This window comes from Synechocystis sp. PCC 6714, from assembly GCF_000478825.2.
In the GTDB taxonomy this organism is placed as follows: Bacteria; Cyanobacteriota; Cyanobacteriia; order Cyanobacteriales; family Microcystaceae; genus Synechocystis.
In genome coordinates, this window is sequence record NZ_CP007542.1 from 3,250,540 (window position 1) to 3,263,965 (window position 13,426).

Below are 13,426 nucleotides of genomic sequence, written 5' to 3' on the forward strand. Positions count from 1 at the left end.
GAGTATTCCCGCACGATATTTTCGATAAATTCAGGGCAATTTAGGGCTTGGTCAACTTTCCTTTCCTAGCCATAGGGCTTCCCGCTCACTTGAGCTAAAATTAAATGACTTAGCCTACGCTTCCTAAAGCGCTTTGTCCTGTGGTTGCATCAATCCCTAATCCAAAAACAACTGTCCTGAAAACTGTGCCCAGCCAGCGGCAAACCGGGGCTTTTATCCTAATGGATAGCCTCAAACGCCACGGGGTCAAACATATTTTCGGTTATCCCGGTGGGGCTATTCTTCCTATCTACGATGAGTTGTACCGTTTTGAAGCGGCCGGGGATATTGAGCATATTCTAGTGCGCCACGAGCAGGGAGCTTCCCATGCGGCCGATGGTTATGCCCGGGCCACGGGTAAGGTGGGGGTTTGTTTTGGTACTTCCGGCCCCGGAGCAACCAACTTAGTGACCGGCATTGCCAACGCCCATTTAGACTCGGTGCCCATGGTGGTGATTACAGGACAGGTGGGGCGCTCCATGATTGGCAGTGACGCTTTCCAGGAAATTGATATTTTTGGCATCACTCTACCCATTGTTAAACATTCCTACGTGGTGCGTAGTGCGGCGGATATGGCCCGCATTGTCACTGAAGCTTTCCATTTAGCTAGTACTGGCCGCCCCGGCCCGGTTTTGATTGACATTCCCAAGGATGTGGGGCTAGAAGAATGTGAATATATTCCCCTCGAACCCGGCGATGTCAATTTGCCTGGTTATCGTCCCACGGTAAAGGGTAATCCTCGGCAAATTAATGCGGCCTTGCAACTTTTGGAACAGTCCAAAAATCCCTTGCTCTACGTCGGTGGAGGGGCGATCGCCGCCAATGCCCATGCCCAGGTCCAGGAATTTGCCGAAAGGTTCCAGTTGCCAGTGACTACCACATTAATGGGGATCGGCGCGTTTGACGAAAACCATCCCCTTTCGGTGGGTATGTTAGGGATGCATGGCACCGCCTATGCCAACTTCGCTGTTAGTGAATGTGATCTATTAATTGCCGTAGGAGCCCGTTTTGACGACCGGGTAACGGGTAAATTGGACGAATTTGCTAGCCGCGCCAAGGTGATTCATATTGATATTGACCCGGCGGAAGTGGGCAAAAATAGAACCCCTGAAGTACCCATTGTAGGGGACGTACGCCATGTGTTGGAGCAAATTCTGCAACGGGCCCGGGAATTGGACTATCCCACTCGACCCCACGCCACCCAGGATTGGTTAAATCGCATTGACCACTGGCGGGCTGATTATCCCCTCCAGGTGCCCCATTACGAAGACAGTATTGCTCCCCAGGAAGTGGTCTATGAAATTGGTCGTCAGGCCCCGGATGCGTATTACACCACCGATGTGGGACAACATCAAATGTGGGCGGCTCAATTTTTAAACAATGGCCCCCGCCGCTGGATTTCCAGTGCTGGTTTGGGCACCATGGGTTTTGGGGTACCGGCCGCCATGGGAGCAAAAGTGGGGGTAGGGGACGAAACGGTGATTTGCGTTAGTGGGGACGCCAGTTTTCAGATGAATCTCCAGGAACTCGGTACCTTAGCCCAATATGACATCCAGGTTAAAACCGTCATTCTCAATAACGGTTGGCAGGGCATGGTGCGTCAATGGCAACAAACTTTCTATGAAGAGCGTTACTCCGCCTCCAACATGTCCCAGGGCATGCCGGATATCAATCTGCTCTGTGAAGCCTATGGCATCAAAGGTATCACTGTCCGGAAGCGGGAAGATTTGGCCCCGGCGATCGCCGAAATGCTAGCCCACAATGGCCCAGTGGTGATGGACGTGGCAGTCAAAAAAGATGAGAACTGTTACCCTATGATTGCCCCTGGTATGAGTAATGCCCAAATGCTCGGTTTGCCGGAAGTGCCAGTACGGGACAATGGCCCCCAAATGGTGGAGTGTGACCATTGCCAAACTCAAAATCTGATCACCCATCGTTTTTGTTCCGGCTGTGGAGCCAAACTCTAACTAAAATAACCACTTCGAATTGGTAATATGGCAGGAAAAACTTTGGAATTACCTTTTTCCTGCCTTTGTTTTTATTACTTGTTGAACTATGGCGGTTTTTGCTTTGATAAGGTCGGCGTCAAAACCTTGTAATACTTGATTTAAAGGATCTTGTGCACACTTTTCAAATCTGAAAACCGTTATAACTTAATTTCTTTGATATCTGTTTTTCTCGATACTCTAGCTAAAGTACCCTAGGGATATGTCCCCAGAGCCCCTATTGCCTCCTTAATTTAAATAAAAAATCAAGACACTCTAAAAGCTTCTATTGTTGCCCTGCCCATTGAAGAGCGTAATTATGCTTGCTTCTAGCCCAAACCCCACCCTAACCCTCGTTGATTTTTTAGCGTTGCCCCATATTGATGACTCGCCGGCTTGGGAATATGCCCATGGCACCATTACCCAAAAACCAATGCCCAAGACTTTCCACAGCCGATTACAACTAAAATTAGCCAGCATGATTGATTTGGCAGGGGAAAGGAACAAAACTGTCTTAGCCTTCACTGAACTAAGGTGTAACCTGTCTGAAAGGTCAATAGTGCCCGATATTGTAGTTTTAGATTGGGAACGTCTGCCGGTGAATGATTCTGGAGAGCTAGAAAATCAAGCGATTAGTTTTGCTCCAGATTGGCTGATTGAAATTCTTTCTCCCCAGCAAAGTTTGGCCAAGGTGATGAAAAATATTCTCTACTGTTTAGACCAGGGTAGTGAATTGGGCTGGTTAATTAATCCAGAAGAGCGCTCCATTTTAGTTCTCCTACCCCAGCAGGCGCCCCAGTGTTATCTCAGCGATGATCCAGAGGTGAATAATGCCCAAGAAATTTTGCCTGTGCTGTCCGGTTTAGACTTAAAACTAACCACAGAACAAATCTTTTCTTGGTTAAAATTTTCTCGCTAGTTTGAGACTAATATTCTAATTCGATGGCAGAGAATTTTGATCAAGAATAACCATAGTTATAAACTCAAGTACATCAAAAAGATGTTGGTGTTGAGTTGCTTAATGTTTTGCCAAGAAACATTAATATTAATGCCTATTTTTGCCAATGATGCTGGCCCCAGCTATCTGTCAGAAAAGGGTATAGACAGCAATTTTCTAACCCAGTATCCCAATAATTTGCAGGGCAGGAAAATAGCCATTGGCCAAATGGAAATGGGCCGGCCGGTACAATATCTTTGGGATAAGTTAGGTGGTTGGCAACCCCCTTACCGTTTAGCAGGGGTGTTTCATCTCAATGAAATTTCTCCCCGCAATCGTTTTTTTGATGATCATGCCGGTATGGTAGCCCAGGCTATGGTCAGCCATGATAAGCGCTATCCAGGGGTAGCACCGGAAGCCCGGCTTTATTCCACCGCCATGGAGCCGTTGACAGAAAATTTGCAGCCCCAGCAATGTTTAGCGGCCCAGTTTCTGAGTCAGCAAGATGGAGGCAATCTCCGGGCAGTCAATTTGAGTTATGGAGAATCCTTGGAGCGGGATGCCAGGGGGGATGCCCAGTTAGACGGCAATGCATTGTTAACTTTGTGCTTAGATTGGCTGACTCAGCAGCAGAATTTACTCTTCGTGGTGGCGGGCAATCAGGGACCGGGGGGCATTGCCATTCCTACGGATAACTACAATGGCATCACCGTTGCCTATACTGTCCAGTCTGTCGATCGCCAGGGACGGTATGACCGCATGGCTTTTACAAATTTAAGTCGGCAACCGGAGGGCATAGGGCGCAGAATTGTGGCGCGGGAAATTAATCAAGCTGGTCGGCAGGGGGTGAGTTTGGTGGCTCCGGGCAGTGATTTTTATCTATACGACATGAAGGGGCGAGTGGAATGGATCAGTGGCAGTAGCTTTGCCACCCCTCTAGTGACCGGAACCGTTGCCTTATTGCAGGAATTTGGCGATCGCCAGTTGTTGGCTAATCCCCCTAGTGCCCAGTGGAATTTAGCAGCTCGAAACCCCATGGTCATGAAAGCAATTTTGCTCAACTCAGCGGTAAAAATTCGCAATGTTGGTTTGGGTACAGACTACACCCTCTACAGCAGTAAAAACCGGGATTGGCTAGCTACCGAAGCCTACCAAGATCCTGCCCTACCGTTGGATTTGGAAATGGGAGCCGGTCAGCTCAACGCCCGCCGAGCCCTGGAACAATTTCAGTCGGGAGCCTACGGCCCTGGGGAAAGTTATCTACCGGCGATCGCCTGGGATTACGGACAAATCCAACCGGGGCAGACCGTCAATTATGCCCTGTCAAAACCTTTAAAAGGGGGAGAATTCGCCAGCGTTACTTTGGTGTGGCACAGACCAGTGCAGTTGTTGGACACCAATGGCAATGAACAATATGACCTGGGGGAAAGCTTTCAAGGCCAGCCTTTGGGTAACCTGGACTTATTTCTAGTATCTGAGAATGCTAATTCCCCCGTGGTTTGTGCTTCCCAGAGCCAGGTTGATAATGTGGAACATTTCCTTTGTCCCATTGCTACCGCTGGCAACTACACCATTCGAGTTAAACACCAAGGTGGTGGATCCGTGGCTCGACCGGAACAATATGCCCTTAGCTGGTGGACTGTTACCGAGTGAACTTATAGTTGATTTAATTGAAAGTAAGACACTGACCGGAGCTAAAAGCCTCTTTGGTAAAGACCTTGGCCGTCTCAACCTTACTTTGATTGACTATACTCCTCCGTGCTAAAGCGAGGAAGGAGCTTCCTGCCCAAAGAACTGCTCTCCATTCCGAAAAACAGAAAGTCTTACATTCTGGCGATAGGCGGAAAACCCTCGTTCCGAAGGCCACAAACTTTTTCTTGCAACACTGCCCGTTTAGCTTGGTTTTCGCTTAGGGAGACGCGCTCAAGACTGTTCAAAGTCAGACTGGCCTTCATCCCCTTCCTGCTCATCGCCATAAACCTGCGTCCGAGGAAGGGGAATTCCCGCTCTTATCAGTTAAAAGGACTGTCTGGCCGTGGGTAAATATCTTTAGCAAGCAAAATTTCAGGGGCAATCACACCAAGGTATCGACAAATTCTCCCAATTTAGCCAAACCCCGTTTAATGGTGTCCATATCGGTGGCATAAGAGAAACGCACGCACTCATCAGCCCCAAAGGCAACTCCCGGAATCACCGCCACCTGTTGGGATTCCAGTAACTGGGCGCTAAATTCCAGGGAATTAAGCCCAGTCTTGGCAATGTCCACAAAAACGTAAAATGCCCCTTTGGGGTTGGGACAACTCAGTCCCGCAATTTGATTAATCCCCTCCACCATCACCTGCCGTCTTTCGGTAAAGGCTTTGACCATGGTTTCCACACAGGTTTGGGGATTTTCCAGGGCGGCGATCGCCCCATACTGGGCAAAGGTGCAAACGTTGGAGGTGCTATGGCCTTGGATGGTGCTACAGGCCTTGATCAAGGGTAGTTCCCCCGCTAGGTAACCCACCCGCCAACCGGTCATGGAATAACTTTTGGCAAAACCATTACTGATGATGGTGCGCTGGAAAATTTCGTCATTCACAGCGCCAATGCTGAGGTGTTCTATGTCGTCGTAGAGAATACGTTCATAGATTTCATCGGAGACCACATACAAATGGTCGTACTCCAGGATTACCGCCGCCAAAGCCCGAATTTCGTCAGGGGTATACACCGCCCCGGTGGGGTTGGAAGGGGAATTGAGGACAAAAAGCTTGGTTTTGGGGGTGATGGCCTGCCGTAGTTGTTCCGGGGTGATTTTGTAATCCGTTGCCGCTGTGGTGTTGACAATGACTGGGGTTCCTTCCGCTAGGCGCACCATTTCCGGATAGCTAAGCCAATAGGGAGCCGGAATAATTACCTCATCCCCCTGCTCAATCACAGCCAGCATCAAATTAAACAAGGAATGTTTACCCCCGTTGGTGACCAAAACATTGGCCGCCTCGTAGGGCAAATTATTCTTTTCCCGTAACTTTTTGGCGATCGCCTGACGGAGGGCGGGTTCCCCAGCGGCCGGGCCGTAACGGGTTTTCCCCTCATCCAGGGCCAGCTTAGCCGCCTCCACAATATGGGCAGGGGTAGCAAAATCCGGTTCCCCAGCGGTGAAACTAAGCACATCAATGCCCTCGGCCCGCATTGCCTTGGCCTTTGCCGTAATTTCAAGGGTGATGGAGGGTACAACTTGGCTAACACGCTGGGTTAGTTGCATAATCAAAACATCCCTGGGGTAAACAACAGCAAAAAACGGCTAGGGCTAGTCGGACAGAGAATCTCAACCCCAGTAAAGGAACCGGAATTGAAACGATTTAGCTAAACACGATTAAGCACAGTTTAAATAATCGCATTGGGGTCTTCATTGCGGGCCACGGAAACCACCCGTTCTGTCATGGGAACATAAGATAAATTGTGGTCACCGACATAAATTTGGGTCGGACGGTAAATTTTGTTCACCGACAATTGCTCCTTCCAATGGGCTAACCACCCCGCCACCCTGGCGATCGCAAATAGGGGGGTGAACAGGTCAGCAGGGATATTCAGTTTGCGATAAACTAAGCCGGAATAGAAGTCTACATTGGGGTAAATACCCTTTTGCCCTACATATTCTTCCACAACTTTTTCCAACTCCACCGCTATTTCGTAATACTCGTCGTGGCCCATTTTGGCGAATAACTGCTCCGCTAAATCCTGCAGGATAATTGCTCGGGGGTCCTTGACTTTATAGACCCGGTGCCCAAAGCCCATGATCCGTTGCTTATTAGCCAAACATTTTTCCACATAGGGCCGGACATTTTCCACGGAGCCAATTTCTTCGAGCATATTCAACACTTCTTCATTGGCTCCCCCATGGAGAGGCCCCGCCAATGTACCCACCGCCGAAGCGATGACAGCATAGGGATCCGTCAGAGTGGAAGCGGTCACCCGGGCCGAAAAAGTAGAAGCATTCATGGTGTGCTCAGCGTGGAGAGTCAAACACACGTCAAATACCTTCGCCGCAAAGGGGTCTGGCTCCTTCTCCGTCAACATATAAAGGAAGTTGGAAGCATAGTCCAATTTATCGTTGGGCTGAATTGGATCGTTGCCCTCCCGGATCATATGGAATGCCGCCACCATAGTGGGAATCTTGGCCAACAGACGCACCACCGCCGCTCGGATATAGTTGGGATCATCCAAGGCCCGACGGGCATAGAACAGTCCCAACGCCGCCGCTGAAGTTTGTAAAGCATCCATGGGGTGCCCTGTTTCGGGAAAACATTTCATCATGTCCCGGATGTGATATTTAATGCGTCGATGGGTACGAATTTCGTACTCGAATTCCTCTAATTCCGACTGGGTGGGTAATTTCCCCCAGATGAGTAGATAAGCTACTTCGATGAAACTACTGGATTTGGCTAATTCTTCGATGCGGATGCCCCGGTACTCCAAAATACCGTCGGTGCCGTCCACATGGCTCACCCTGGATTTAGCGGCGGGGACTCCGGCTAGGCCTTCTTTAAATACTTCGCTATCAGTCATCATATAGTTCACCTATAACGGACAATGCCACTACTGTTGCTTAAAATTCGGACTAACAAAATTTCCGCTGGGCCAGGCCAGCCAGCTCCCCCCTACTTATATTAAAGAATCTGAAGGAATTCTGGAAATTTCCCCTCTGCCTTAAGTTAGCAAAAGAAAATGGGCCCAACTTTTCATTTCAGATTAACCAACGGGGGGAAATGAGTAAAAATAATTCCCCCTGACCGGGCTGAAAGTCCCATGGAGGCAAGGTTAAACCGATAATGCCAGCTTTTTTGACAATTAATTTGCCCTGGGGGCTACCAAAAATGAGATATTCGGCCCAGTTGGCCAAATCCGGTTGATGCCCCACTAGGGCCAGGCAACGATGACTACGATGCTGATATGCCTGGGTTAGCTGGACAATCCCAGTGGCAATGTCTTCCTCCGGAGCTAGGGGGGCAAAGATTTCCAAATGGGGAGAAAGACCCCTATCCATCAAGATTTGGGCTGTTTGTTGGGCCCGCACTAGGGGACTGGTGAGGATGAGGTCAAATTCCACTCCGATCGCCTGGAGGCGCTGGGCCACCCGTTCAGTTTTATCTTTACCTTTTTTAGTCAGTTGGCGATCGCCGTCGGGGATATCCGGGGACTGTTCCTGGGCGATGCCGTGACGAATGAGGTAAAGTTCCATGGAGATGACCGATAGAATGGAAGAATTGAGCAGTACAAGCCGGCAAAAGTTGGAATATGGAAAAATACAACATCCAAGTATTGGGCAATGTTAACTCCAAGGAAACCCTAGTATTTGCCCATGGTTTTGGGAGTGAACAGACAGCTTGGCGTTCTGTTTATCCGGCCTTCGAAGAAAATTATCGCATTGTTTTATTTGACTTTCCTGGCAGTAAACCCGCCAATAGCAAAGATTTTGATATTCAAAACTATGATTCTCTCCAGGATTATGCCGACGATTTAATGGAGGTGGGCTCCCTAACCGGGGTGCAGGGGGGGATTCTCATTGCCCATTCCGCCAGCTGCATGATTGGAGCCCTGGCAAGCTTACGGGATCCGGATTTGTTCAAAGGCATAGTATTCATCTGTGGTTCCCCCCGCTATCGGGATGATGGTGACTATAGGGGAGGGTTTAGCCAGGAAAAAATTGGCAAAATTCTCAATGAAATGAGCCATAACTATGCTGAATGGATTCGTACCTATGCCCCGGCAGCGGTTAATGACCCCAGTAAACCGGAATTGGTGGAGGAATTTTCCAGTTGTCTTTTCCAGTTGCGCCCGGACATCGGCCTGGTGGTGTTTAGCCTAATTATCATGTCCGATTACCGCCAAGAAGTGGCCAAAGTGGAACTGCCTACCCTAATTGTTCAGCCCCAGGAAGATATATTTGTGCCACCTTCAGTGGGAGCCTATCTCTATCGGACGATGAAAAATAGTGAGCTTTATTGGATTGATACCCCGGGCCATTTTCCCCACCTAGCTAACCCGTCCGAAATTATCAAGGCGATCGCCAGTTATTTAAAGGAGCATGGATTTTTCTAACGGTTATCACCAAAATTTTCTCGGTCTTCAAGGCGAGAAGCGCCCCAGGGTGGCCAAAGTTGGGCAAAATTAAGTTGGCTTGATGGGGCAGTTGTTGTCCTAGTTGGGTTTCCATCTTCTTTTTCCCACTGGAGGGTTTTCTATGGCTAAGGTCATGATTGTTGGCGCGGGGGGTGTAGGCAGTGTGGTGGCCCATAAATGTGCCGCTTTGGAAGATTTCACAGATATTCTTTTAGCCAGTCGCACTGTGGCTAAATGCGACCAAATTGCGGCCCACATTGGTTCCCCCAAGGTAAAAACGGCGGCGTTAGATGCTTTTCAAGTTGCCGATACGGTTAAATTACTCCGGGAATTCGGGGCAGATTTGCTGATTAACGTGGCTCTGCCCTACCAGGATTTAGTGCTGATGGATGCCTGCCTTGAGGCGGGGGTGGATTACCTCGATACGGCCAACTATGAACCCCCCGACGTGGCCAAGTTTGAATATAGCTGGCAGTGGGCTTACCACGACAAATTCAAGGAAGCAGGGTTAATGGCCCTGTTGGGTTGTGGCTTCGACCCAGGGGTAACGGGCATTTTTACCGCCCATGCCCTCAAGCACCATTTTGACGAAATTCATTACTTGGACATTGTGGACTGCAATGCGGGCAACCACGGCCAGGCCTTTGCCACCAACTTCAACCCAGAGATTAATATTCGGGAAATTACCCAAAAGGGTCGCTATTACGAAGATGGAATCTGGAAGGAAATTGATCCCCTTTCTGTCCATCGGGATATTAACTATCCCCACATCGGCGATCGCCCTTCGTACCTGCTCTACCACGAAGAATTGGAATCCCTAGTAAAAAATATTCCTACTTTAAAACGGGCTCGCTTTTGGATGACCTTTTCCGAGGCTTACATCACCCATCTACGGGTACTGGAGGCGGTGGGCATGACCCGCATTGACGAGGTGGAATACCAGGGGCAAAAAATTGTGCCGTTGCAGTTCCTGAAAGCTGTGTTACCGGAGCCCGCTTCCCTAGCGGAAAACTATTCCGGGCAAACCTCCATTGGTTGCCACATCAAAGGGGTTAAAGATGGTCAAAGCAAAACCTATTACATTTACAACAACTGCGATCACGCTGTCTGTTTTGCGGAAGTGGGTTCCCAAGCCATTTCCTATACCACCGGGGTACCCGCCGCTTTAGGGGGGTTGATGATGGTACAGGGTAAATGGAAGCAAGCGGGAGTGTTCAATGTGGAAGAAATGGACCCCGATCCTTTCCTTGCTAAATTGGGGGAAATGGGTTTGCCCTGGCACGAAGTGGTCAATGGCCCTTTTCCCTTTGATGATTAGTATTAGTGATTTGATTAGTTTTTAACTCAATTTTTGATGACTTCCGACCCCATTACCCTCTTGGTCAACGGCGATCGCCAAGTCGCTTCTGGCCCGATCACATTGCCCGATTTTTTGCAAAGCCAGGGTTTTAACCTCCGTTTAATTGCAGTGGAATATAACGGCGAAATTCTCCATCGCCAGTTTTGGCCAGAAACTCAACTACAAACTGGCGATCGTCTGGAAGTGGTTACCATTGTGGGGGGAGGCTAGCGTTTGACTGTGACTTGTTCCCCGCGCCCCAAAGGGTGGGGATTTCCCCCAGACCCATGGCAGATGGCTGGTAAATCAACGGAGCCATGGGTAATAGGTAAGATGACAAAATTGGGCAAAAATCCCCTAAAGTAGGGTAGCTTACGGCAACATTGCCCTTGGTCTGACGTTGGGAAGGCATGGATTTATCACAGTTAATCTTTAATGGCATTGCGGTGGGTAGTATTATTGCCCTGGGGTCTGTGGGTTTGACCCTCACCTATGGCATTTTGCGGCTGTCTAATTTTGCCCATGGTGATTTTATGACTTTGGCCGCCTATCTAACGTGGTGGGCCAACACCAGTGGAGTTAATTTGTGGTTATCCATGGCCCTGGGTTGTGGCGGCACCATCATTGCCATGTTTCTCAGTGAATGGTTACTCTGGAAACCTATGCGGGCTAGGCGGGCCACGGCCACCACTTTGATTATCATTTCCATTGGTCTGGCTCTATTTCTCCGTAACGGTATTCTTTTAGTCTGGGGTGGCAATAATCAAAATTACCGAGTGCCCATTGTCCCTGCCCAGGATTTTATGGGTATTAAATTTGAGTATTACCGTCTGCTAGTCATTGTCCTGGCGATCGCCGCCATGGTGGTGTTGCACCTGATCTTGCAAAAAACCAAAGTGGGTAAGGCAATGCGGGCAGTGGCGGACAACGTGGATCTGGCCAAGGTTTCCGGCATTAACGTGGAATGGGTGGTGATGTGGACCTGGGTAATGACCGCCGTACTAACCGCCCTGGGGGGCTCCATGTATGGCCTAATGACCACTCTGAAACCGAATATGGGCTGGTTTTTGATTTTGCCCATGTTTGCCTCGGTAATCCTGGGGGGCATTGGTAATCCCTACGGGGCGATCGCCGGGGGACTAGTTATCGGCGTAGCCCAGGAAGTGAGCGTGCCGTGGTTTGGCACTAGTTACAAAATGGGGGTGGCCTTGTTGTTGATGATCATCATTTTGTTTATCCGTCCCCAAGGTTTGTTTAAAGGCACCCAGTGATGACCAGTGTGGGCAAACAAAGGTTAGATGCTCTGTTGGTGGCAAGGGGTCTGTGCGAGTCCCGGGCCCTGGCCCAACGGTTGATCCGGGCGGGAGAAGTAAAAATCAATCAACAGTTGGTGGATAAACCCGGTACCCTCGTAGCTCTGGATGCGGCGGTGGAACTAGCCCAAAAGCCTCCCTATGTTTCCCGGGGGGGAGAAAAATTGGCCAAAGCCCTAACAGAATTTGCCCTTGATGTGACCGGCCGCATTTGTTTGGATGGAGGAATTTCCACCGGTGGTTTTACCGACTGTTTATTACAAAGGGGAGCTACGAAAGTTTACGGAGTCGATGTGGGTTACGGCCAGGTGGCTTGGAAATTGCGCCAGGATGACCGGGTGATTTTGCGGGAGCGGGCTAATTTTCGTTACCTCACACCCCAGGATTTGTATGGAGACCAGCCCTGGCCGGACTTGGGAGTGATGGATTTGTCTTTTATTTCCCTTACCAAAGTGATGGCTCCCCTCTGGTCTCTCCTCGCCCCTCCCCGGGAAGTGGTCTTATTGGTTAAACCGCAATTTGAAGTGGGTAGGGAAAAAATTGGCAAAAAGGGAGTGGTGCGGGATGCCCAGGCCCAGGCAGAGGCCATTGACCAAGTGTGGCGATCGGCCCAGCCTTTGGGGTGGCAATTCCAGGGATTAACCTTTTCCCCAATCACCGGGCCAGCGGGCAATGTGGAATACTTACTCTGGCTTAGTCAAGCGGCTGTTAACACTTCTGCTCCAACGCTAGCTCAGTTGGGAGAAATTACCCAGCAGGCAATGGATTCTTTCAAGACTTGAGAGGGGATTCAAATCTTTCCTAGTCTCTTACCGGAAAGGATAACTAGATTGAGATCTCAGTCTGAGATATGTGGGAGAACGAAAGGCAAATCGAAACCCGTTTAAACAGGGCTAATGGTGGAGTCAAGCAAACATAGTAAGATTTGAGGTCGAGAGTGTAAACGGAGTTGACAATTGGGTAAATGCATTTACTAATTCCGGCGGCGGGTTCCGGCAAGCGCATGGGGAGTAGCCAAAATAAGTTGCTTTTAAATGTTCTGGGGCAACCGCTATTGAGTTGGACAGTACAAGCGGCTTTGACATCCCAGTCCATCGAATGGATTGGCATAATAGGGCAAACCTACGATTTTCCAGCCTTTGAAACTCTATTAACTCCTCTCCATAGCTCTAAACCAGTGCAGTTAATTGTCGGGGGAGATACCCGGCAGCAATCGGTTTTTAACGGCATCCAAGCCTTACCCCAGTCAGCGAAATTTGTGTTAATCCACGACGGTGCCCGTTGTTTGGCTACGCCGGATTTGTTTGATCGTTGCACAGAAGCCCTCCAGCATTGCCAAGGGCTAATTGCCGCCATGCCGGTGAAGGACACCATCAAAATAGTGGACTCCGCTGGTTGGATCATTGACACCCCCGATCGCCAGGGATTATGGGGAGCCCAAACGCCCCAGGGTTTTGACGTGGCCCTGCTCAAAGCCTGCCATGAAAAAGGTAAACAGGAAGGTTGGGAAGTGACGGACGATGCGGCCCTGCTGGAAAAATGTGGCCAGCCCGTAAAAATTCTCCAAGGGGAAGACACCAATTTGAAAATCACCACCCCCGTGGATTTGGCGATCGCTGAATTTATTTTGGGGCAAAGGTTGGCAAAATCTGCCTGAAAATAGGGAAATTTCGGGGTTCGGAAAGATCAAGTTAGGATGGAAGGGACTTTG

13 protein-coding genes are annotated in these 13,426 nt (G+C 49.5%); 9 read left to right on the forward strand and 4 right to left on the reverse strand.

Annotated features, from left to right (window positions below; translation table 11 throughout):
* The first annotated feature begins 140 nt into the window (after positions 1-140).
* The 3 genes from ilvB (at position 141) to D082_RS14785 (ending at position 4,614) form a co-directional block, all read left to right on the forward strand.
* A complete protein-coding gene (ilvB, locus tag D082_RS14775; protein WP_028948352.1) occupies positions 141-2,006 on the forward strand; it encodes a biosynthetic-type acetolactate synthase large subunit in 1,866 nt (621 codons plus the stop codon).
* A 337-nt stretch (positions 2,007-2,343) separates the two neighbouring features.
* Positions 2,344-2,943, forward strand: a complete 600-nt coding sequence (locus tag D082_RS14780) for a Uma2 family endonuclease (RefSeq protein ID WP_038531082.1) — start codon at positions 2,344-2,346, stop codon at positions 2,941-2,943.
* Positions 2,944-3,072: 129 nt separating this feature from the next.
* Positions 3,073-4,614: a S8 family serine peptidase gene (locus D082_RS14785; RefSeq protein WP_238546749.1), complete on the forward strand. Its 1,542-nt coding sequence runs from the start codon at positions 3,073-3,075 to the stop codon at positions 4,612-4,614.
* Between the two features lie 421 nt (positions 4,615-5,035).
* On the opposite strand, the gene D082_RS14790 is transcribed toward D082_RS14785, so the two are convergent.
* The 3 genes from D082_RS14790 to sixA all read right to left on the reverse strand — a co-directional run bounded on the left by D082_RS14790 (position 5,036) and on the right by sixA (position 8,182).
* Complete coding sequence (locus D082_RS14790) at positions 5,036-6,205, reverse strand: pyridoxal phosphate-dependent aminotransferase (protein ID WP_028948349.1); 1,170 nt, start codon at positions 6,203-6,205, stop codon at positions 5,036-5,038.
* A 122-nt stretch (positions 6,206-6,327) separates the two neighbouring features.
* On the reverse strand, positions 6,328-7,521 hold the full coding sequence (locus D082_RS14795; RefSeq protein WP_193386667.1) for a citrate synthase: 1,194 nt from the start codon (positions 7,519-7,521) through the stop codon (positions 6,328-6,330).
* Between the two features lie 166 nt (positions 7,522-7,687).
* Positions 7,688-8,182: a phosphohistidine phosphatase SixA gene (gene sixA, locus D082_RS14800; RefSeq protein ID WP_028948347.1), complete on the reverse strand. Its 495-nt coding sequence runs from the start codon at positions 8,180-8,182 to the stop codon at positions 7,688-7,690.
* Positions 8,183-8,238: 56 nt separating this feature from the next.
* Between sixA and D082_RS14805 the strand changes: the two genes are divergently transcribed.
* On the forward strand, positions 8,239-9,042 hold the full coding sequence (locus tag D082_RS14805; protein ID WP_028948346.1) for an alpha/beta fold hydrolase: 804 nt from the start codon (positions 8,239-8,241) through the stop codon (positions 9,040-9,042).
* Here the strand turns inward: D082_RS14805 and D082_RS18640 are convergent.
* Positions 8,999-9,157, reverse strand: a complete 159-nt coding sequence (locus D082_RS18640) for a hypothetical protein (RefSeq protein ID WP_158506522.1) — start codon at positions 9,155-9,157, stop codon at positions 8,999-9,001. The genes D082_RS14805 and D082_RS18640 overlap by 44 nt on opposite strands.
* Positions 9,158-9,184: 27 nt before the next feature.
* Here D082_RS18640 and D082_RS14810 point away from each other — a divergent pair, with 27 nt between their 5' ends.
* The 5 genes from D082_RS14810 to ispD all read left to right on the forward strand — a co-directional run bounded on the left by D082_RS14810 (position 9,185) and on the right by ispD (position 13,372).
* On the forward strand, positions 9,185-10,381 hold the full coding sequence (locus D082_RS14810; protein ID WP_028948345.1) for a saccharopine dehydrogenase family protein: 1,197 nt from the start codon (positions 9,185-9,187) through the stop codon (positions 10,379-10,381).
* Positions 10,382-10,417: 36 nt separating this feature from the next.
* Positions 10,418-10,633 carry a sulfur carrier protein ThiS gene (thiS, locus tag D082_RS14815; RefSeq protein ID WP_028948344.1) on the forward strand — a complete coding sequence of 72 codons (216 nt, stop codon included), beginning with the start codon at positions 10,418-10,420 and terminating at the stop codon, positions 10,631-10,633.
* Between the two features lie 179 nt (positions 10,634-10,812).
* Positions 10,813-11,673, forward strand: a complete 861-nt coding sequence (locus D082_RS14820) for a branched-chain amino acid ABC transporter permease (RefSeq protein ID WP_028948343.1) — start codon at positions 10,813-10,815, stop codon at positions 11,671-11,673.
* Positions 11,673-12,497, forward strand: coding sequence for a TlyA family RNA methyltransferase (locus tag D082_RS14825; RefSeq protein WP_038531087.1), 825 nt, complete (start codon positions 11,673-11,675; stop codon positions 12,495-12,497). The genes D082_RS14820 and D082_RS14825 overlap by 1 nt, the downstream gene beginning before the upstream one ends.
* 182 nt (positions 12,498-12,679) lie before the next feature.
* Positions 12,680-13,372 (forward strand): 2-C-methyl-D-erythritol 4-phosphate cytidylyltransferase, encoded by a 693-nt coding sequence (ispD, locus tag D082_RS14830; protein WP_028948341.1) that lies wholly within the window; start codon positions 12,680-12,682, stop codon positions 13,370-13,372.
* Positions 13,373-13,426: the final 54 nt, after the last annotated feature.